The following is a 24,073-nucleotide window of genomic DNA, read 5'->3' on the forward strand; positions in this document are numbered from 1 at the left end:
ATTTTCTCACATTAAAACCCTAATTAAAATAAACATTCCTATAATATTACTAAAGAATATTCCTCAAATTGTTGTATGATTTCAGTAATGGGGAAATCACTATTGAAGAGGGGGAGAAGCTGTGTTCTCCCCCTCTTTTTCAATGATTAGTTTAATGTATAATAGCTTTGGCTACGATCGCAAGGTCTACAATATCTACCTTACCGTCTTTATTGACATCCGCTTTAGCATTCCAGCCGGACAGACCAGGTTGTTTGCCATAGCTTGAAGAAACAATAGCCAAGTCCCCAATAGAAATAATGCCATTTCCATTCACATCTGCTGTTATTTTGTTGTTCTCAAATGCCTGAACTGCCGCTGCAAGCGCAGCTTTGGCATTATCCACCTGAACCTGTGTAGCATTCGAATCATTAGCTGTTACACTCGCTGCACTTATGGCCGACTGAAGGATTGCATTTGATCCTTGCAAATACTGACCGTCCATATTTCCTTCTACTGCAGCATCATGCTTCGACTGAGCGCTTGCGATTAAAGCGTTCAGTGATGTCTTATCCACCGGTACTGCAGGTAAAATAATTTGTACGCTGGAAGAGGCTCCGTTAATTTGCATTTCGTTGCCCAGACCGTTGGCAATTGTAAAACTGCTTACCCCAAAGGCTGCATTCGTAACTTCGGTTACAGCTTTGGCGGTAAAGCTAAATTTCATTAAATCTCCTTGAGGAACAAATCCATCAGGGTTTGTGCTTGCAAGAATAAGCTGAACATGTCCCGGCACTGTCTCTTTTTGGTCGATGACTTGCAATCCATAAACAAGAGAGGTCACCGTATTCAGCTGCATATTCACCGCATCATAGGTAAGCGTCAGCCCTTGCGCATTAATTAGCTGGAATTCACTCTGTGTAACGTTGCGGAGTCCCATCGTCACATCCAATGCTTCCCCAGTTACTACCTGCTGCCTACTGGATAGGGTAGCCTGAGGTGATACTGGCACTGGTGATACCGTTACGCTAATACTTGTTGTCAGTGCCACGTTGTTCGGATTTGTAACTCCGTCAGGCAAAGTTACTGTTCCGTTCACAGTGAACGTCTGGCCTGCTTGTGAGGACGGATCATAGGATGAAGCATTTACAGCCCATGTCACATTGGCAGTCAGGCTTCCCGCCGTATCGGTTACTAGTAGGGCGGTTGCTGGCAAGCCAAGAGCTGCTGCCGTCTTCGCCGTTCCATTTGCAACTCCAGTGATGGATGCCGGTGCTGTTATTCCCACAACACTTGGTGCTACTGGAATTGCCGGCAAAACAGTCACATTAATGCTTGTTGACAGTGCCACGTTGTTCGGATTCGCAACTTCGTTAGGCAAAGTTACTGTTCCGTTCACGGTGAACGTCTGCACTGCATGTGAGGACGGATCGTAGGATGAAGCATCCACATCCCATGCCACATTGGCAGTCAGGCTTCCCGCAGGATCGGTTACCAGTTCGACCTTTGCTGGCAAGCCAAGAGCTGGCGCCGTCTTAGCCGTTCCATTTGCAACCCCTGAGATCATGGAAGGTGCTGTAATTCCTACTAGCAATGAATCAAATTGATCGATGGAAATATTGCTTGTGCCAAGCAAGTTGCCGTTTTGATCATAAAGCTGAACTGTCATATGATCACCGCTTGAAGGGGCTAAAACATTTACAGTTTGCGTACCCGCTTTTACAACATAGCTTTGACCATTCACTAACACGTACATGCCAACGGCAGCACCTGGATTGTTTAAATTTGTGCCCTCAACATCAATAGTTAGGTCGGTGTTTGTTCCACCGTTTACTGTGCCAGTGGTCGATGCATGAAAGTTCGACACATTATAGAAGTTTGCTGTTACGGTATTATCATAGAACGATGTAGCGAATTCTGTTGATGCGCTGTTCGCATCCGCAAACACTCCTGCATTGGATGTAGTCCAATTAAGGAAGTATGACCCTGCAGCCGGAGTTGCAACAATCGGCATTGCCGTACCCGAAAGATAATTGCCAGCACTTCCTTGGGTTACCGTACCGTTACCAGATGTTGCAAAACTCAGATCAGGTGTGCCGCTTCCAATATCCACTTTGAGAATGTTACTTAGATTGCCTTGTGAATCCTTCTCTTGGATATAGACCGTATATGGCACATACGGTGAGAGATTTGGAATACTTATTGTGTTATCGCCTACATTACTGGTTTCTCCGGCTCCAGATGTGGGAATCGTTGGTTGTGCGGCCGCGCTGTACACTACTTTATAGTAATATGTACCAGCTTGAGTAGCAGTGAATGTCACGGATGCGGTACCTGTAGGCCCGTTAGTGCCATTGCTGATACTGTTTGTAGGGGTTGCGTTCTTAGCTGAGATCTTAAAAGAATTCGCACTCGTCGGCATCGCTACGACATTTAGAGTTGCGGCAGGTGTCGTATAGAGTGCAGGTATGAGCGAGTCATTTGTGTTCGTGATCAAGCACTGATACTTTGTACCATCGTTAGCAACTGATACCGGTGAAGCAGTAGTATACTTGCTGCTTGTCGCCCCACTAATGTTGCTCCATGTTGTACCGTTATCGGTTGAAACCTGCCACTGATAAGTGAGTGTTCCACCATCAGAAGCCCATGCCGATGTACCGAATGTTACAAGTTGAGGATCGGTTACAATCTGTGAACGCGGGTTTGCAAACACAACTGGAGTGGTAGCGGTAGGGTTAGTGATTGTGTAAGCATAGGGCGAGACTGAAGAAAAATTCCCACTGTTGCTCACTTCAACCACTTTCAATGTACCACTGTTATTGATTGGTATAGGACCCGTATACAGCATTCCGTTTGTTGATGGGTCTGAACCGTCCAGCGTATAGTAAACTTTTTCACCAGCAGTGCCGGGTTGCACATTCACTGTTACCGGGTTTGCGTATGTTCCAGCCGCTTTATCAACTGTTGGAAGGAAAGCGTTTGTATTTTGAGCAACCGCAGGTTCAAGATGAGTTCTGGCGTTTTGCAAAACAACTACTGCGTTAACAATATCTGTACTGGTAGCACTATTGTATCCTAACATCGTATTTGCATTGAGTATCGCCGCTTGAAAAGCATTCCAACTTGCAGTTGAATTGTTCCCTTGCGCAACAGACTTTGCACTTGTTATTGCATCATTGAGCGGTTGTTTGTTAACACCCGCTGCAGTCTGGATGGCCGTTGTTCCGTTAATCGTGTAGTTATATCCGACTGTCTGACTGTAAACCCCGCCACTATTAACTTCTACAGCTTTAAGTGTACAAGTAGCATGAATGGAAATCGGGTTGCCGGTATAAAGTGTTCCGTTGATCGCCGGATCGGAACCATCTGTGGTGTAATACACAGAATCACTTGGACTTGCCGGTGTAAGGGTTACGCTTTGCGAATTATTATAAGTCCCGGATGCAATGTTCGCCTGTGGAGGATTAGTAGGATTCTGCACAAGGCTAACGTTTGCAACATCAAATGTTGCATCATATCCGCCAAGTCCAAAGCCGCCAAACGCATTACTAGGATTGGATACTGTCGCAACCTGAGTGTCATTGATGTAGAATGTTATATTTCCTTTGCTGGCTACAATTTTGTACGTATTCCAGTTATTCATGTTGAAGCCGGCAGGCATTTGGATATTGGTTACTAAATTATTGTCGGTAGGGCTGCCACCTCTTTGGTAGATATTCCATTGACCATTCGATAGATTCGGATAATTATACCTCAGTTCATAACGGGATATATTTGCTCCATTATTAGCACTGGCAAATACGGATGGGCCAAAAGTTGCATATGTGCCGTTAGTGTTGCCCGACCATGACACAAATTTCATTTTAGCAGTGAATGTGTAATTTGTAAGTGATGAATTACCCAAACCGTAGTATACAACATTGTCTGGCAATGTAATCCGTTCGACCTGGCCGACTGTTGCGTCTTGTACGATTTGATATTTAGCCAAGTTACCCGAAGGGTCTCTACTGTCTACCCATCCTGTCGGTCTGCCAGTGCTCCCCATCGGGTATCCACTGAAATTCTCGGAATACATCTGGGTTGAGGTTGCTGTGGGCGGTACGATTACAATCGGTTGAACTGGCGGAGCGTCCTGCCCTCCATAAATATACAAATCGCCGAAATCTGTCGAGCTGCCAACCGCTCTTCCATCCGGCCAGCTTGTTCCCCAGTCGCCCATACCAACGTATGAGAAAGCGGTGGAGACACTATCTGCCGCTGTATATGCTGCTACTTGCGTACCATCAATCGAAATTTTGACATCTGTACCCGAGGAATAGTCCATCGTAAGGGTACGCCAACCGAAATCACGGCGCACATTGGTTACAATCGACTGATTGCCCTTTTGAATGGTATAGAAATCTTTCGACACATTACCGTTAGCACCAATTGCCAATATGTTTTTGCCGTCATCGGCACGCAAGTACGTATGCGCAAAAATTGGATCCGCCGGTGAGGTTGTTGGTGAGTCTCCCGTGAAATAATCTTTATGTCTGTCAAAAAACTTGACAGTTACAACCTTATTGAGTGACTGTGCAAAGGGACGACTAACAACAACACCGCTCGGATTAAGTGGTGTATAAATTGGAAGCGAGCGTATACCAAGCCGCGGGTCAGTCGGATTTGCCAATACGCCCATAGACATATCTACATTGCCTTTTTCTACTGCCCACTTTGTCATATCAAGTGTATCTGAGTTAAACGTATCCGAAAAATATATATTTGACGGTATCGTTTGTTGGTAGACGTGTCTATTCGCTCCGAGCAATTCAGTCGGGAAGGACGGCGTTAAACCAATTAAACCGTATTGCATTTTTGACGGGTCAAACGACTTCACGCTAGTTACGCTGTCGACATTGTTTGTGGTATTTTGGAAAATGTACATATCGCCATAGCTGCCAGGACGAATGGCCAATGAGTGACTTTGCGTGTTCAGTGCTTGAATGTTCGAGAAAACAAACCCGGTTGCGCCCATAGCCGTATCCAATCCGCCAACCGAATTTTTTTCATGTACAGAAGCCGCAGTACCTATATCAGAGATAAGCACTTGATCCATATAATTATAACGATCAACTGAAGTATCGATTTGTGAAAGGTTCGTAGTTAGATGGTTAACATCATTTGATCCGTGCTGGGTACCCGAAGAATACCATGTTCCGCCTCCGGCAGTAAGCCAGGACATGAATATAGCGCTATCTTCGCCTGCATCTTGATGTGTGTGGTGCACGTAGATGTATGAGAAATGATTGCCGACAGTATAATTATCTCTTACGTTATCAAAATTCGGATTTGCACCTTGACCGCCGCGAGGGTAACCACCAAGAATAAGCATCGCGCGTTTGGGTGAATTATAAATCTCCAAGTGGCTAAATGTGCTCTGACCACAACTCATAACGGTAAGAGCAACTGCATGACCTACAAGCTGACCGACGTCATGGATAAGAACATTGTTAATCGTATGATGGTTGGAATATTTGCCGACGCCAGGATATCCGCCGTCTATGGAAATCCCCCCGCCACCGGTGTACTCAACCGTGGTGTTCTCAATCGTGTTGTACTGATTGTCACCGAGCATAAAGACGCCATATAAACCGGCATTTTTAATATCGCTGTTTTTGATTGTTATGTGGTTGGTGCCTTGCAACGTAATACTGCCGACTTGGAAAGCCGGACGTTCGGCAGATTCGACATATGCCGGCAGAGTTACGCCCGGCTTCAATGCTACCGGTGGGAATTGACCAATGCCACCATTAGCATCACCATAGTTATAGGTATAGCTGTAATAGTCACTAAACTCTGTGTCCTTTACGGCAAGTCCATCAAAAACAATGTTGTGTACTTGCAGCGTCGGATTGGGTTGATCACCGGGGTTTGCCTTCGGTGTACCCTGCAGATTGATGACCGTTTGCATGGTTGGCGTGACAACGGTTTTGTTTGCCATCGTTCCATCGGCCGGATAGTAGTAAAGTACGCCTGTTGTTTTGTCATAATGGTATTCACCCGGTGTGTCAAGGAACGAGAGGTTATGTTGCAGGAAATATCTCGAACCGTTACTTACTGTATATTTTACTCTATATTGGTATCTGTTATAGAAATCCGAAACATTTGCTTGTGGCTGGTTTAGAGTAATTGTTGAGGTGCCAACGGTTAAACTTGCGACAGGTTCCGTATCCGTAAACCAGTCCCACGTACCGTTAACGCCGCCGGTACCGCCGTCCCAAGTGAACACTTGGGCGACTTCCTCGCCGTTTTGCTGCGCTAGCTGCAATCCGTTAATTTGATCTGCAGTTAAATCACTCTTATTGATTTGAATATTAACGCCATTGGAACTTCCAGATACGCGGTTATAGGTATCCTTGGCTTCGGGAAATCCTGCCTGAGGCATAAGGTTAGGTGTTCTTGCTGTCGTTGCCCGCGCATCATCCACATATAATGTATTAAAAGCCGGTGAATTCAATCCGCCGAATGTTGTGGGATAGTCCGCTTTGTTCAATTGAACCTTCCACACCTTACCTACCATGCTTGTTAGCATACCGTAGTTGGTAATGTCGCTTTGGGCGGCTTGTGTCCAGCCGTTCGAATCAACAAGTTTTCCTCCATAAAGCTTTGCAGCGCCAATTCCGCCCGAGCTTTCATAAACAATGTTGTAGCCGTTTGTGCCGGAATCTTGCGGCGTAAGGTTAAGTGTGCTTGGCATGTAATAGTCGCCTGGCGCAATGCTAACTATGATATTGCCTGTCATGTTTTGATTAATTTGTTGTACTGCTTGTTGCGCCCTTTGTACAGTAGCAAACGGATTGGCCTGTGAACCGTCACCGTAAGTATCATTACCGTTTGTAGAAACATAAATGATTTCCATCACATTCCGTTGAGCTTGAACGTTTACCTCGCTTGCGCTTACTGTTGTATTGGCAAATGTAAATGTTGTCATTACCAATGCTGAAGCCAATGCTACTGATGTAATTTTATTTAATAATTTGCCCAAAAGATTTACCTCCTTCAATTTGTTTTCTAGCTCCGACCCAGATTGTTGCGCATACGTTTTTGCCTACATGGAAATCACCCCTCTACCTGTTATTTGCTAAAATCAGCCGCTGCTGCCTTCCCTTTTTGATACTCCGTATTTTCCCATGCGTAAATTTTATCAATGCCCATTTTTGTAAGATCTGCTTTAGCTGATGCGATCGTCTCATCATATTCTGCATCGGATTTAGCAAGGATTGCTTTAGGGAAAAGCTTATTCAAGTAGTCGTCAACTTGTTTTTGGATTCTTGCCAAATTTTCAGGTAGAGCTGGCATCAAATCTGTAGGAAGTGTATTGTACGCGCCCAATGTAAGCTTTCCTGCACTTACAGCCTTTTCTACAGCTTCGCCTGGATATTGCACGCCGAAAAAGTCAGAGTACGATTTATTAAAAGGACTGTTTTTACTCACGAAAGCTTTCTGTGTTGCAAAGAGATCCAGCGGTTCTCCATCTGATGGATCTTTAACTGCGCCGTCCAGACCTACGAATTGATCAAGACTCTTAATACCAGTCTTCTTAGTGAAATCGGGATCGTTTGATGATTGCTTTAAAACGTCATCTTTCATTTGAGGTTTGCCATCCACAACATCCCAATGAACACCCTTAATGCCGCTATAAACAAGCCTTGCGCCTTCATAAGTGTTCAGGTAATTAAGCAATTCCATAGCCCGTTCTGGATTCTTGCTATTTTTTGTAATGGCTGCAGCATACCCTGACCATCCAACCGGAGAGGCTGCTACAGAATATGTCGCTGGGAATGCAGTTGGGAGCATGCCTAAGCCCGCGTCTGGTCCATATTTCTGAGCGAGCCCAGGGTTCAGCGCTCCGTTAGACCAGCTGTTATTGTTAGAAAGCAATTGTCCTTTTAGAATTTTTTGTTTAACATTCTCATACTTTTGTGTAAAGCTGTCAGGGTCAAGAATACCCATCTGATGTGCTTTATAGAACATATTTAAATATTTCCAAACGACACTGTCATCACTTGTTAGGTTTTCCTTTTGATTGCCTTGCGTATCAGTTGTACTGGTAAAGTCGCTAGCCTTTAATCCATCGCGGCCATAGTTCATAGTACCTACTCCGGTAACATTCCAAATCCCCCAGTCTGTCCAGTAGGCAAGGCCATATACCTTTTTACCATCTGCAGTCGTCGGGTTCTTATTCTGCATATCGGCGAGTACCTTGAGGTAATCATCCGAATTGTTGACTGCAGGATAACCTAACTCTTTGTAATAGTCCCATCTTACAAAAGCGCCAACCTGATACTCATAATACAAAGGATGCTTTATGTCTTCGACACTGGTTACACCATGAGCTGGAAGGTAAAAAACCTTGTTTTGTCCATCACTCTTATACTGTTTCGAATAGGCTACTTTAACAGGCGAATTCTTGAGGATATCCTGTCCTTTTGATTTAAGAAGATCGTCAAGTGCTATTACCTGTCCACCTTTGATAAACTGCTCTTTATAAACATCTGGTGTTATCACTATATCTCCAAGATCTCCCGACGCAGCCATCAATTTGAATTTGTCACCGTCTGTATTCACATACTCAAGCTTGATGCCAAGCTTGTTTAGAATCTCTTGCGAGACAGCATCACTTGTTTCTATACCTCCGGTATGATTCTGTTCAACGATCCTGATCGTAACGACTTCTTTCTTTGCAAGCGTGCTGGCTGCTGGCGTTGTCGAAGCGCTTTCATATGGTGCATTAGGAATGCTGGGGCTGCTTTTTGTATCGCATGCTGAAAGCAACACTAACGTAATAACACTTAACGAGCGTACTTTTGTTGCGGTTTTCTTCATTCGCATTTGCTCCTAACTTATTTTAAAATATGTGGTCTGACTTTTCACTCAACAAAATACCGATTAATTTAATAATCTTCCTGTGTTTATATATAGTGGGCGAGCCAATTGTACGTTCCTTCGATTTTATTGCACAATCTTCTGAAAAGGCGATAAATAAAAAGACACCCATTGATTGATTTGCAGTGTCTTTAATTCCAATTATTTGATTTTCGGCACTCGAATGATAACCCTTGTTCCGCTGCCTTCTTTGCTTTCGACCTGTATGGCGTATCGCTCACCGAAATGCATCTTCAATCTGCTGTTTATATTGTTCAATCCGATACTGTTCTTTTCTTCTTCAGGCAGGTCACTTATTAGAAGATTGCTGCGAATTTTTTCAAGCGTGTTTGGAGCTATGCCCTTCCCATTATCTTCGACGCAGATCATGATTTCTTCACCATCTTCACGCCCCGAAATGATGATCGTATTATCATGAAACCAATTTTCAAAACCGTGAAAGATCGCATTTTCGACAACGGGCTGTAAAATAAACTTTAGAATTTGATCATTCAAAATGCCTTCATCCATATCAATCGAGATCTTGATCCCATCTCCGTACCTCAGATTAATTAACTTCATGTAGTTCTTTATATATTTTATTTCATCTGAAATACTTGAAAGCGGACTATGACTTCTATAAATTGGGAGGAGCATATTGCCTAGGGAAGTAATCGCCTCTACAATGTTTTCTGCATGCTGGGCAACAGCCATCCATTTAATAAGATTCAGCGTGTTATATAAAAAGTGCGGATTAATCTGGGACTGCAGTGCTTTCATTTCATTCACACGCTTCTGTTCTTCGATTTGTCTGTTTGTATCAATTAAACTTGCAATGCTTTTGGACATTTTATTAAAGCGATTGATCAGAATATCGAACTCGTTCACCGTGCGGTGTTTAATTTCAAAGCCAATTTGACCTATTTCCATGTTATTCATGGCACGTGAAATTATTTTGAGAGGTCTTGTGATTCTATTCATCCATAGAAATGATAAAAAAAGTGCTAATAAAAGGCTCACCAATGTGACTAGGATCACTTTATTTTTTAAGATCAATATATCCCTAACATAATCGTCTAATGGTATTTCTTGAATAAACGTCCAATTAAAATTTTGCATTTGATAATAAATCACTTGCATGCTCTTTTTATTTTGTGTCATCGTGAAGCTGCCGCTAGATTTCTGCGAATCGATATATGTATTGAGGTCACTGCCTTTTCCGACTAGCCCCATATCACTGTTGGATATGATTATTCCGCTTTTATCGAGGATATAAATATTGCTGTTTTGATCATCCAAAACATATTTATAAACCGAATTTATAATTTTTTCATCTACATTAATAACCAAAATGGCCTTTTGTCTAAATACGTCAAGCAACTTGATGGCTCTTGCAGCGGTTATAATGGCCCCTGTACCCGTATTGAGTTCATGATCTAAATAAAGTTTTTCATCTCCAAGTTCCCATGTCAGATTAGAAAAATTGTTTTTGGTATGTTGATAAACCGAAGATTTAAAAAACGTGTTATTCTCTTCCTCACTTGATTCAGAATACGACGCTCTACCTGTAGATCCTATGATTTTTCCATTTTCGTTAAAAATGTATATCGATTTAATATATTTGTAATTTGCTAAATAGCCATCAATCATACTTATCATATTGGCTTCAAGAATCGTATTCGCATATTCTGAATAAGAATCATCGCTGATATAGTCCTGTGTATGCTGATCTACGGCAATAGAAAACGATAATTTCTCTACTTCATCGGAAAAATTGGTAAGGTTATACTCCATTTGTTTAAACTGTTTTAAAATACTCTCGGCGGTTCTTTTCTTTTCAATATCCAACATGCCGGTGTACAAATATCCAAAGCCTAAAACTGTGGTCAGTAGAATAATAACCAAAAAAGATGCAACCAATTGTGTCCTTAACGTAATGCTAAACCTGCTCTTCAGCCGCATGCTGCCCCCGTTTTAAATAACTTTTAAAGTAGCCTCTTGAACGAATTTCCTCTTAAATTCATTCGGCCGGTGACTGGTAATTTTTTTGAATATCCGGCAAAAGTAACTTACATCTTTAAAGCCTGACTGTTCAGAAACTTCATATAGCTTAAAATTAGATTTCAATAACAATTCCTTGGATTTTTCAATTCTGTAGTGGGTCAAGTAGTCTACAAAATTAATGCCCATCTCATGTTTAAATACCGTACTAAGATAATTGGGACTTAGATTTACATAATCAGCAACATGCTTCAGTGTAATTTCAGATTGGTAATTGTCCTTGATATACTGCAAGGCAAGCACCATCTCTCTAGAATAGGCTGCTTTATCCAGTATGGATTTGCATTCTTCATATTGCTCCTTGGCATGTTGGTAACCGCTGCGCAACGAACTTATGGCTATCGTTATAGAGAAATTAAAATAGGCGCTCATCAACCTCTGAATATGATCCACTATTTTGTGAAGCTCATCCTTTATGAGATCCCAACTGTTACAATCCGCAAAACTAAATAAAATTCCATACTGCTTTTCCGTATAATAAACGATCTCACCCCTGTTATAACCGTCTAAAACTTCACCAATGAGATTCATGATAGCTTTGGGTGTAGATAAAGAGCCTTTAGAATTGTTCTCCGCTTCATGACGATCATTATTAATCAAACAAAGAACGAGGTTTTTTTCCTCGAGCCTTAACTTATACTTCTGTACAATCTCATCCAGATCATCAACATGGATCTCATCATGTGTAAAGAAATCTGAGAACGCGTTTGACTTAAGTAATCCTGTTCCTTCTTTATTTACGGTATGATCGCCTTTCACTTCACGTTGCTGCTGTAACTCTTCCGAAACTCTCCTAAGGATGTCATTCATCTCTTCCGATGTCATCGTCAGTTTTAATATATAGTCCGATACTCCGAGTCGCATCGCTTGCTGTGCCAATTTAAACTCTTCGATATTTGAGAGGATAATAATTTTTGTCTCTTTATCTACATCCCTGATCTTAGAAATAAGCTCCAGACCATCCATATGGGGCATTCTTATATCGGTTAGAATAAGATCAGGTTTATTTTTATTATACGACTCCCAAGCCTGCACGCCATCTGCAACATCATCAATAACTTCCATGCCGAATTGCGGCCATGTTATAGAGTTTTTTATGCCAATACGGACGAACAATTCGTCTTCAGCTATCAGTACTTTGAACATTAAATCCTCCTTCATGAGGGCGTTAGAACTGCACCGCTGTGATAATAGATGAATGAGAAAAGAGGAATGAAGCCTTTTCATCCCTCTTTCCGTTCTGCCGTGTTATTCATTTGTGTTTAATAGTTATAAATGTTGTACATGAATTGCGCCGCTTCCGCCCGAGTCGTTGTTCCTTTCGGGTAAAGTTTGTTGTCGTAGCCGTTGATCAACCCTGACTGGACAAGAGTAGCGATACTGTTTGTAGCGTAATTCGAGATTTCCGAAGTATCCGTAAATGAATCAAGTTCTTCTTCCGAAGCATCGATTGCCAGCTGCCCGCTTATTCTAAGCGCCTTTTCCGTCAGCACCATCATATCCTCTCTTGTAATGGAAGCCTCAGGTTGGAACAGGTTATTTCCACTTCCATCCGCAATTCCTAAGCCTCTGGCAATCCTTACGGCTTCGTCATAATACTCACCCTCGTTAACATCTGCAAATCGATCGCCTAATGGCCCTTGCAAATGAAGCGTACGAAGTAACAGCAATAGGAAATCTGCTCGGGTTACTTGCTGCAACGGACTAAATTCGCTGTCTGTCGTACCATTAATAATTCCTTTGGATGCCAAAACTTCAATAGCATGCTTCGCCCAGTCCACGGAAGTGATATCATCGAATGATTTTTGAACGAACGATATCGCATACGTGCTGAAGTGTGTAGTCGAAAATGTTACTAGACCTGTGGCGGCATTATACTTTCCATTCTGTACGGCATGAATGTTGCCTTCTCCGTCAATATACCAGACGACGATATGCTCTGGATGTTTCTGTTCCTCCATAGTAGGAGAATAAGGTATGCTCACGATGATAGGGGCTTTCGGGTTATTGAAGGCAATGGTTTGGCCGCCGGATTGAACGGTGAGCTCAATGACCGGATGAGATCCGACTTTATTCTGGACGCTTGCGTCTAGCTTGCTGATGTCTGCTCGAGAGATAAGCAGCTCTGTCTGGCTATCCGTCAAATCACCTTCTCGGAACATATTGCTTGGAATAACAATAGAGGCGATAGGTGTTTTAATTTCAATTTGATATTGTTTCTTATCGCTTGACATTAAATTTGAAGGTATCTGTTGCATATAGGTCGTTGCATCGGCTGTTTGCGGAATTTCAAGGCTGATTGTTCCTTTACCACTTGGATCAGATTCGGCTTGTTTTTGAGCTTGTTCCCATGCAGCCGCATCAACGGTGGACATTGCAACTTTAGAAGCAGCGTCAACCTTCACTGCAGGTTTGAGGATGATCGACTCTGATTTCGTTTCGCCTTTGCCGCCTCCCGTAGAGCTTGTAGGCTGTATATGGGCTGATACTTTTCCATTGACTGAAATAAGGTCAGCATCTAGCTGTGAATTCACCAATTTCACGCTTTTCAGCACAATATTGGCCGTTCCTTCAACCACTGCACTAAAGGTAAATTCGGCCAATTTCGCGTTGCCATTTTGACCAGGCGTATTTCCAAATTGCGTATGTGCAATTTGAATGTTGTTCCCGTCAACAATAGGTTTTATAGCATAGCCGTTGCTTTGGCTGTCACCGCTTATAAACCTGATCTTGCTAGCATCGTATGTCAGATTAACCTCATACGCATACATGTCGCTTAACTGCTTCCCATTCACCGTTACTTGAAAGCTGTCACCTGCCGCAGGGCTTGCGTTAGAGATGGTCAATAGAAACTGCGGGCCTGCGTCTGCATGAATGACATTTGTGGGGAATGTAGTCACAATTAAAAGGAATGCCAGCATAAATGCGAGCAGTGTTTTCTTCATCGGGTAAGTCATCCTTTCTCATAACCTTGCCAGACAAGCATAATTGGATAAGGGGGAGAACCTGAGTTCTCCCCTCGTTATCATTGATCGTTTTACTGCAACATAGCTTTGGCTACGATGGCTAAGTCGATAATATCTACCTTACCATCATGATTGACATCCGCTTTGGCATTCCAAGCGCTTTGACCCGGTTGCTTGCCATAGCTTGCCGAAACCATAGCCAAGTCCCCAATGGTTACACCGTCTTTTCCATTGACATCTGCTGATATTTTGTTGTTCTCAAATGCCTGAACTGCCGCTGCAAGTGCAACTGCTGCCTGATCCACCTGAACCTGAGTTGCATACGAATCATTCGCTGTCACACTCGCTGTATGGATGGCCGACTGAAGGATCGCTTTTGATCCTGGCACATACTGACCGTTGTTATTTCCTTCTACTGCAGCATCATGCTTCGCCTGAGCGCTTGAGATTAAAGCGTTCAGTGATGTCTTATTCACTGGCACTGCAGGTAAAATAATTTGTGCGCTGGAAGAGGCTCCGTTAATTTGCATTTCGTTACCTAGACCGTTGGCAATTGTAAAACTGCTTACACTAAAAGCTGTATTCGTAACTTGGGTTACAGCTTTGGCTGTAAAGCTAAATTTCAGTAAATTTCCTTGTGGAGCAACGCCTTCAGCGATTTCGCTTGCCATAACAATCTGAACATGTCCCGGCACTGTCTCTTGTTGTTCGATGACTCTCAACCCGTAAACAAGGGTGGTCACCGAATCCAACTCCAAATTCACCGCATCATAATGAAGCGTCAACTCTTGCGCATTGATAAGCTGGAATTCAGTTTGAGTCAGGTTGCTCAGTCCCATCGTCACATCCAATGATTCCCCAGTTATTACCTGCTGTGGATTCGTTAGGGTAGCCTGAGGCGATACTGAAACTGGTGCTGGTAATACCGTCACGCCGATGCTTGTTGTCAGTGCTACGTTGTTCGGATTTGCAACTCCGTCAGGCAAAGTTACAGTTCCGTTCACGTTGAACGTCTGACCTGCTTGTAAGGATGGATCATAGGAGGAAGCATACACATCCCAAGTCACACTGGCAGTCAGGCTTCCCGCCGTATAGGTTACCAGTTCAACGGTAGCTGGCAAGCCGAGATCTGCTGCCGTCTTCGCCGTTCCGTTTGCAACCCCAGTGATGGAGGCTGGTCCTGTTATTCCGACAAGTGTAGGCAGCAGCGGCGCTGTTACCGTGACAATTTGCAACACATCTCCTGCATACGAATTCACATGACCAACCGCTATTATGGTACCTGACTGCGCATACAGGGAAGGGTCTAACGTATCAAAGGTTACTGCAGTGGGTGTTGCACCGGCAAACTCGTAGTTGAGCGTTACATTTTGTGCAAGAATTGGCGCATTTCCTACCGATGTGGATACATCCGGCAAAGCGCTAAGGTCGATTGAACGGATTCCGTCTACATAAACAGTAAAAGTTTTTGTTGAATTTACGTCAACTAACTGTCTACCATCCAAATCCAATCTACCATCTACTGTGAATTGACCCGTTTGGCGAAGAAGTCTGCTGTCAAACGTATCCCAAACAATGCCTACATCTTGGTTTGAACCATCTTCAAAATGAACCTTAACTGTTGCAGGGAAAACCGGAGCTGCACCAGTCGTTGCTGAAATGGTCGCTTCAGGCGGCCATTCAACCGAAGTTGCTTTTACATTTTTAAAGATATTGATCGTATATGTTTTTAAACCAAATACTGTGTTTTCATTGAAAATCAATGTATTCTTTCCGTTTTGCAATGGTAGTTCATATGGTGTTGCAGAAAGCGAGGAAAGTGTTGTTCCATTAAATTTAACCTCGACAGTAGAACCTGGTACAACAATTTGTGGTGCTGTTAGTGTTATCGGTTGGTCAGTATTCGTTTTTGTCCCTTCATATTGTAAGTAATTAGGGTTAAAGGAACCATTTAACGTTACATTATCAAGTCCAAAGTAAGAACCATAATTAACAAACCTCGGATTAGATATAATCTCTACATCATCTAGTAAAACAGTGCTGTTAATTCCTCCGAAAGCAACACCGCCAGAAGAGTATGAACCATCATTAACCGATAATAGTTTGTTGCCATCAATAGAAAATCCGACTTTACCGCTGACCGCCTGAATTTGGAAATCATGCCAGTCCGTCGCAACGAATCCTGCCGGCACCGCAACCTTTCCTAGCGAGACGTCACTTGTTGGAGTATGCTTACTAACTTCAAAATATGGAGTACCAGCAGGAAAACCGGTTACTCCGCCTTTATTTCTACGGTAAATTACCTGATAGGCTGGCGGGTTTGGTTCGGTTCCATTTGTCATAATATAAATCGTAAAATTATCATAGTTTTGACTTAATATGTTATTGGAACCCCAACCAACGAATTTCCATCTCATATTGACAAGATAGTTGTTCCAAGGGGCGCTCGTTTGATAATAACTTTGCCCATCTGCTATCACATTTCGCAGAACTTTATTGCTTGGATTTGCGGGATCGGCAATAACGCTCAAAACTGGAGGCTGTCCGCCCTTAATACTAAAGCTCGGCACAACGCCGTCTTCCAAATTAAGGTCTAGTCGTGTTTTGTCATCATTCGATGCATCATAAGGTGGTATAGCCTGTGGTGCAATAGAATCTAGCGGAGGCGCTGGCATTCCCCCATAAACATAAACCTGATCAAACCAGCTTGCACCCGTACCACTAAGGGAACCTAATTCCAAGTAGTCAAATGGCAGAGCGGACGCATCTTGATACACTTGCACACCATCAATAAACATCTTGACATTTGTTCCCGTGTAATCCCATTTCAATTCGTGCCAACCATTAGAACGCTTTACCGTTGTGTCCTGCTCTACTCCATCAATAATTAAAACATAATTATTAAAGTTTGCGCTGCCTGATTTTGCATTAATTCCAATACCTCTACTACTTACTCCGTCATCCGCTCTTGCCATCGTATAAAAGTTTTTCATGTTAAATGGTCTTCCCGAATCATATCCGGTTGGATTTATAGCAAATGGGTCAAACACTTTTACCGAGACCACTTTGTTTAACGCTTGCGGAAAATCCTTATATAATACAGGCTTGCCAGAACCTGAAGCATCAATCATAAGAGAGCGTCTATCTTGTAAAGGTGTGCCTGCCATATATAGTGAAGTCGTTTTGGGAAGCGTATTTTTATAGTTCCATTTTGTCGTATCAATAGCCTTTTTCTCAAAGCTGTCTTCAAAGTAAATATCTGTTGGTTTATTGACAGCAACAAATGGAGTTTTATATTCCACTGGATAAGCAGCGGTTACACCGATTTTATCAAATTCCATTTTGGAAGGATCAAATGTAGCATCTTTATCATATACCGGTCCATAATTTAAGTTTGTGTTGTCTGAAATAAGCGCGTTATCACCATAAGTAGGTTGGAAATATGAACCGCCCTCAAAATTAAAGTTCTGTGAATTGGTCGCCATTACATTTTTAAAGCTTAGTCCGTTTGCGCCCATGTCTGTATTGATGCTGTTAGGTGTATAGTTTGTCATCGTAGGATTCGAAGCTGTTTGATCGATAATAACTTGTTCAAAATAATTTCTCTTGTAGTCAGGATCAGGATCACTTCCCCTATAAATCCAACCCACAAAGAGTGTGCCGTCATCTCCACCGTCTTGTTGGCAATCATGCACATACACATATTCAAATCGATTGTCATGGATATAAAAATCATTGTATCGGTTTAGAAATTTGTCGCCAAAACCTCCCACATTATTTGGATTTCTCGTATTACCTGCTTGCAGAAGCAATCCTCTACGAGGGCTGTTATAAATCTCGACATATCTTACCGTGTTTCTGCCTGCATTGTTCATTGAAATACCTGCTGAACAAAGCACCAATTCACCCACGTCATGAATAATGGTGTTTTCGATCAGATTATTCCTCGAGTAGCCTTCTCCATTGATGCCTCCATTTATAGGGTCACCAGGATATCCACCCTCAATTTGAATCCCATCGTGACCGACATGTTCAATTAAACTATCACGAATAGTAATATCATGGTTTGCTAAATACAATGAAATACCATTCATACCTCCGTTTTTTATGTGAGAGCGCTCAATATTTATAAATGAGGCATAGTTCAATTTAATTACGCCAACCTGAAATTGCGGACGGTCTATACCTTCGGCATAAGATGGATTGGTTGAATTCATAGCTTCGGGCGGATATTTCCCCATACCCGTACCTGTATCGCCCCAGTTCCAATAAGGGGAATACCAATCAGGAAAATTGGTATCTGCAAACTTGATTCCGTTAAACTGAATATTATGAACCGTATTGTCCTTATCATTTCCTTTGAAAAGGACGATTGTCTCTACTCTAGGCACAATTACATCTAATTGTGTAATATCCCCTGTTGGATAATAGTAAAGATAGCCTGTCTTTTTGTTGTAGTAAAATTCGCCAGGCTGGTCAAGAAATCCTAAGTTACCTTGAACAAAGAAAGAACTACGATCCCCAACCGTAAAGCGGGGTCTGTTAAATTCAGGTTTTGCTGGGTCAGTTTTAAAAGTAAACTTGCCTGCGGTATAACCACTTAGCATGAGTGTATTGCTTTCCCAGTGTCGATCTCCGCCGTAATCATCTGTAAAAACCTGCGCATCAAAATCACCGCGGGCCATTGCGTTTATCATTCCGTTTCTTGTGTTAGCATCCAGAATAGAGTCAGTAAAAGTCATGGATGTAACGTTTGAACCACCTGCCCCGCCACCAGTTGTTTTGTAATAGTCACTAAATGAGCTAGGAAAATTAGGACGTTTATTTAAGTTTGGCGAACGAGCCATAATCTGTCTTGTATCATTTACATAAAGCGTATTAAAGTCTTTGCTTGGATAATCTCCTGTGCCAACAAATGTTTTATAAACCATACCCGAAATATTATCTGGTAAATCTCCATCTGGGTTTGTTGTTGGATCAGCTGTACCGTTAACTGAGGTCCATGAGTCAGGGTTCACCTGTTCTCCGCCAATAAAATTAACAGTACCCAGTCCATTCATTTCACGGTAAATAATGTTGTAACCATTTGTTCCTGAGTCTGCAACACCAAATTCTACTGTGTTTGTTATGTAGTAATCACCGGCTGCAACAAAAACGTAAATATCACCAGTCATATTGGTGTTGATCACGCGAACGGCATCCCGAGCCGCCTGCAGGGTGGCGAAAGGATGCTCGTAAGAACCGTCATTGGTATCACTTCCTAATGGTGATACAAAGAATTCTGCTTGTATGCTATCCCCATTTGTAGTGATAGCGGTTTCAGAAGCATAAACACTACTTCCCGTTCCAATTAATGAAGTGAAAATCATACAAAAAGCCAATATAATACTTAACTGTCTTTTATACAATGTACTTTCCTCCTCTTAAATATCCTCTTAAATATAGTACGATTCCATAACTTTTGAATAAGCGATTATGTTCACCTCCTATACTGTTACACATCTTACTTTAACCAATGCAGAAATCCTAGTGTAAAAAGGGCGTTTTATTGCAATTTCAGCTGTAAATAAGGCAGTTTATTGTATTTAGCGTTCAAAAATCTCATCTTTTCATCGTAGCCGACAAAAGAAACGTACTGATTATCTGACTTTAATTACAATCTCATCCGAACAAAATCGGGAGTGGCGTTATCTACATACCACATAGGGAAATTAGTTACCCAGACATTATTGTGCAAATTCATAACGGTATAGATTATCCGAGCTCTGCAAAATCCTGAAGGGTAACAACCGGAGCTTGCGTGCCATGCAACTCGAATACAATAAACTCATTCTCCCCATCCCTCAGCAGTGGAGCTGGCATATACAACGTTTTTTGCGGGCCGACCTCCCAGTAGCGGCCGAGATTAACACATTCAGTAATTCCTTTTGGATCTTTCAAGTTGTAACCGTAATTAATCCGCCCTTGATTTTCTACCAAAATGCATAAGTTTGCACCCTCGGACGGAATGTCCAGCACGATATCGTTTTCTCTTACATTCGGCTTCACATCGTGCGTGTTTCGTTCGATAACGCCTTGATACACGCCATGTTGACGGTAGCCAAAACATCCGGCACTAGCGTGCCACCTTGCAAATTGCTGTCTGCATACCCGTCTGATGTGAACAATAGGACGTCTATGCCGCGTTCCACCATCGCCTTCTTCAAATGCATCAAATAGTTCTTATCGTTACCATAGCTTCCTTACTCATTTTCGATTTGCATAGCAATAATCGGTCCGCCATTCGAACTAAGATAAGGTACAAATTTAGGCAATAACACATCATAATAAGCATCGACTTTATCCAAAAAAGCCTGATGAGAGCAGCGCGGCCGCATATTGTCTTCCTTAAGAAGCCAGGCTGGCAACCCACCGAATTCCCACTCCGCGTAAATAAACGGACTCGGCCTTATGATCACATGCAGACCCAGCTCTCACGCTAACTGAATGAATCGTTCGATATCGGCAATCCCGTCAAATTTGTACCACTCCTCTATAATAGGAAAGGGAGCTTTCACGCACCAACATCTTGCAATGTCAATGCTTGAAAGCCCCCCATTGCTGAAGATTACTATTGCTTATTTCCCTCTAGTAAGCTTCCATGCATCGATTTGTTTCTGCTCTTCAACGATAATTTTGTCGCTGCCGGCTTTTTTCAGCTTGTCGATGAATTCTGGCAAGAATTGTGCTGGATCAGCTGAACCCGTTTGCAACAACGGCATGTATTGCGCCGTTACGGTAGCTATTTGTGCAATTTCGGTTTTCACTGGATCTGGATTAAATGTGAAACCAAGCAGCGGAGATCCAACTGCAGATTGGTTCATTTTGACCACCTGTTCAGCTAGGCTAGATGTCATCGTAAAGCTGTTCAATGAATTGCCGATTTCCCAATCGAAATCAGGCGCATATCCTCCGTCTTTAATTACTTCTTTCTTGTTGCCGTCTAATTTCTTGTAGTGCTTGCCTTCAATTCCATGCGCCAAAATATTGTAAAGCTCTTTATCTTTAAATAGCAGGTCTAGGAACATAACCGCACGTTCCGGGTTTTTAGAGGTTTTGCTAATACCCGTCATTGTCGCAATAATCGAGCTTGTCATCAAGTAAGGCTGCGTTGTTTTTGCAACATATGCAGGAACATCCGCAATCTTCGGAACAGCGTTTGGATCGTTTGGATCCGCCGGCCCAATGTTACCATTATTCAAGCTAGCGTTTTTACCTGCTTTACGATCCGCCTGAGCATCAGCAAGCGTTGCAGCATCTTTGCGGATATAACCTTTTTGATACCAATCTCTCATCAAATTCACATACGATTTAAACTCTTCCGATTCAAATTGATTCACTACTTTCAAGGAACTATCCGTTAATTTGACCGTACCTGGGATGTTTCTTCCCGCAACCTCATCAAAGCCATAGGCAACCAGATTTGTTCCCCAAGTGCCGTTTTTATCCATTTCATAGGGGACAAGGTCCGGATTGTTCTTCTTGACGTAATCTAAGAATGGTGCCAAATCGTCCAATTTTTTGATGCTTTCCGGTTTAATGTTGGCTTTGTCTGCCAGAGCCTTTTGGAACGACAATCCGTTCGTCATCGTCCAAACCTGATAGTTCGGAATCGCATAAATTTTTCCGTTTACCTTGGCAGCATCCCAGCCAATTTTTGGAATCGTTTGCAGAATGGTCGGCGCATACTTTTGCAGAAGATCATCCACAGGAATAAATGCGCCTTTGCTCACATTCTGATAATAGTTGTTCGCCCAGTTCGCCGTGAATGCAAGATCGTAGTTTTCGCCTGCAGCGTTCACGACTTGCATCTTCTGGTCAAAAGCGCCCCAATCGACGAATTTAAGATGTATCGTTGCATTCAGCTTTTCTTTCAAGATCTTGTTCATTGCATCTTCAACAGAAGCAACATCGGTTGGAGGCGTACTGTCTAAATACCAGGTCAATTCAGCAGGCTCGAGCTTGGGTGCAGTTGATGCCGCTGGAGATACCGCTGTGGAAGCGGCTGGTGCTGTCGATGGGCTGCTTGTAGTTTCACTTTTTGAACCACAACCTGCCAAAATGCTAGACATTGCTAGTCCAAGCGCAAGACTTACGCCCACTACTTTAAATGATTTCTGCATGATTAAGAAACCTCCCTGAGTTTGTTTTTCTATATTGCAACGGCTTTGCCAATTACAACCAACTTTTATAAGAATCTTAGCCTTTCACTGCGCCTACCGTTAGGCCTTTCACGAAATATTTCTGGAAAAACGGGAATACGATTAGAATTGGGCCCGCTGCCAAGATCGCAATGGCCATACGTGCGCTTTCATTAGGAAACTGGCTGATATCGATATTGACTGTATTCGGTTTGATACTGCTCGATAGATACTGAATATTGTTCATAATCCGATACAACATATATTGCAACGGAACCAGTTTCTCATTATCGATATAAAGCAAGGCCAGCCACCAGTCATTCCAATAAATAAAGGCGATGAATAATCCTAATGTGGCCAAAGCTGGCTTCGCTAATGGCAGAATGATTTGATAAAAAATTCGCCACTCTTTCGCTCCGTCGATTTTGGCTGACTCGATAAGTGACGGCGGAATCTCGGACAAAAACCCTCTCATCAACAGCACATGCCACGGCATAATCACATAAGGCAAGATCAAGGCGAGTAGCGAATTATCGATGTGCAAATACTTTTTGATCAATATGTACCAAGGGACGAGCCCCCCGTTAAATAACAGCGTGAAAAAGATAATAAAAGACAGCGCATTAGCGAAGGCGAAATCCTTGCGAGACAAAACATACGCTAGCATGGCCGTAATCAGCAGACTGAGCACCGTTCCGAGCACCGTTACCGTGATGGATACCGAATAACCGGTAATCAGCTGACTCGGATTGTGCAGCAAGTAGTCGTAAGCAAAGGTCGTCAAATTTTTCGGAATCAGCTTATAGCCTTCTTTGGCAATGTCTGACTCTGTTGATAACGAAATCGAAATGACATACAGCAGCGGTATTATGCAGAAGATGGAAAACAAGATAAACCATCCATGAATAAGTCCTTTCGCCAGCGACGCTTTCCGTAAATCCATGTTCTCCACTTCCCTTTTATTCTAAAAAATCGCATTTTCCTTGTTGATCTTTCGAACCATGTAGTTCACCGTCAGTACGAGCACAAGACCAACTAACGATTGATACAGCCCGATGGCCGTTGACATCCCGATATCGCCTGAAACCCGTAAGGCACGATACACATAAGTGTCAATCACATCCGTTGTGGCGTATAACGCCCCAGAATCGGCCGTCAGAAAATAGAACATTCCGAAATCGGAGTAAAAGATTTTCCCTACTGCCAAAAGTGAAATCAGCGTAATTAACGGCGTTAACAGCGGTAAGGATATATGACGAACCTGCTGCCACTTGGAGGCTCCATCGATCGCAGCGGCCTCATAATAACTTTTATCGATGCCCATAAGTCCCGTATAAAAGATGAGGGTAGAATAGCCGACGCTTTTCCATAAAAAAGCAAGACTTAATATAAAAGGCCAATATTTACTTTCCATATACCAATTGATTTCAGCAAATCCTAGCTGTTTAAACAGCTGATTGATGACACCCAATTGCGGGTTAAGAAGAGCATAAGACACATAACTAACTACAACCCAGGATAAAAAATAAGGGAAAAACAACGTCGTTTGATACAATTTGACCGCCTTACGGCTCAATTCGAAGAGCATGAGTGCAAAAGCGATGGATACCAGATTCGTAAGGACAATGAAACTAAAGTTCAATAGAATGGTGTTTCGTGTGACTTGCCAAGCCGCATCCGAGGTGAAAAAAAACTTGAAATTATTCAAACCTACCCAATCGCTGCCCCAAATCCCTTTGCCAAAATTATAATCTTTAAAGGCAAGCACTACACCGAACATCGGCAAATATGAAAAAATGATAACGAATAATAATCCCGGAAGCGCTAAACCAAATAATCCCCAATTACGTTTGATTACTCGCCAGAATGTATTTCGTTTTCTAGCTTTTATAGTTGGGTGCGTCATCACTTGTGGGTAAGCCATTATGTTCACCTCCTCTCTGTTGATCACATTACGTTAATCTATAAAGAAATCCTAGTGTA

10 protein-coding genes and 1 pseudogene are annotated in these 24,073 nt (G+C 42.6%); all 11 read right to left on the bottom strand.

All coding sequences use genetic code 11. From position 1 onward, the window contains the following. Positions 1-151: 151 nt before the first annotated feature. The 11 genes and pseudogenes from AC58PQ_RS03415 to AC58PQ_RS03465 all read right to left on the bottom strand — a co-directional run bounded on the left by AC58PQ_RS03415 (position 152) and on the right by AC58PQ_RS03465 (position 24,014). A complete protein-coding gene (locus AC58PQ_RS03415; RefSeq protein WP_497240548.1) occupies positions 152-7,003 on the bottom strand; it encodes a chitobiase/beta-hexosaminidase C-terminal domain-containing protein in 6,852 nt (2,283 codons plus the stop codon). An 89-nt stretch (positions 7,004-7,092) separates the two neighbouring features. Then, entirely contained in the window at positions 7,093-8,844 is a 1,752-nt protein-coding gene (locus AC58PQ_RS03420; RefSeq protein ID WP_497240549.1) for a type 2 periplasmic-binding domain-containing protein, read from the bottom strand. Between the two features lie 201 nt (positions 8,845-9,045). Beyond that, positions 9,046-10,788, bottom strand: coding sequence for a sensor histidine kinase (locus AC58PQ_RS03425; protein ID WP_497240550.1), 1,743 nt, complete (start codon positions 10,786-10,788; stop codon positions 9,046-9,048). A 69-nt stretch (positions 10,789-10,857) separates the two neighbouring features. After that, on the bottom strand, positions 10,858-12,090 hold the full coding sequence (locus AC58PQ_RS03430; RefSeq protein WP_497240551.1) for a response regulator transcription factor: 1,233 nt from the start codon (positions 12,088-12,090) through the stop codon (positions 10,858-10,860). Between the two features lie 116 nt (positions 12,091-12,206). After that, on the bottom strand, positions 12,207-13,889 hold the full coding sequence (locus AC58PQ_RS03435; RefSeq protein WP_497240552.1) for an S-layer homology domain-containing protein: 1,683 nt from the start codon (positions 13,887-13,889) through the stop codon (positions 12,207-12,209). 92 nt (positions 13,890-13,981) lie between these two features. Next, positions 13,982-19,318, bottom strand: coding sequence for an Ig-like domain-containing protein (locus AC58PQ_RS03440; protein WP_497240553.1), 5,337 nt, complete (start codon positions 19,316-19,318; stop codon positions 13,982-13,984). A gap of 346 nt (positions 19,319-19,664) precedes the next feature. Further along, positions 19,665-19,958, bottom strand: a complete 294-nt coding sequence (locus AC58PQ_RS03445; protein ID WP_497240554.1) for a glycoside hydrolase family 35 protein — start codon at positions 19,956-19,958, stop codon at positions 19,665-19,667. Between the two features lie 41 nt (positions 19,959-19,999). Then, positions 20,000-20,428 (bottom strand): annotated as a pseudogene (locus tag AC58PQ_RS03450) (beta-galactosidase); the annotation flags it as partial. 99 nt (positions 20,429-20,527) lie between these two features. Beyond that, a complete protein-coding gene (locus AC58PQ_RS03455) occupies positions 20,528-22,072 on the bottom strand; it encodes a DUF3502 domain-containing protein (protein ID WP_497240555.1) in 1,545 nt (514 codons plus the stop codon). Between the two features lie 76 nt (positions 22,073-22,148). Beyond that, on the bottom strand, positions 22,149-23,033 hold the full coding sequence (locus AC58PQ_RS03460) for a carbohydrate ABC transporter permease (RefSeq protein ID WP_497240556.1): 885 nt from the start codon (positions 23,031-23,033) through the stop codon (positions 22,149-22,151). Between the two features lie 21 nt (positions 23,034-23,054). Next, positions 23,055-24,014: an ABC transporter permease gene (locus AC58PQ_RS03465; RefSeq protein ID WP_497240557.1), complete on the bottom strand. Its 960-nt coding sequence runs from the start codon at positions 24,012-24,014 to the stop codon at positions 23,055-23,057. Positions 24,015-24,073 lie beyond the last annotated feature (59 nt).

The sequence above is a fragment of the Paenibacillus sp. J22P143 genome (assembly GCF_059692035.1).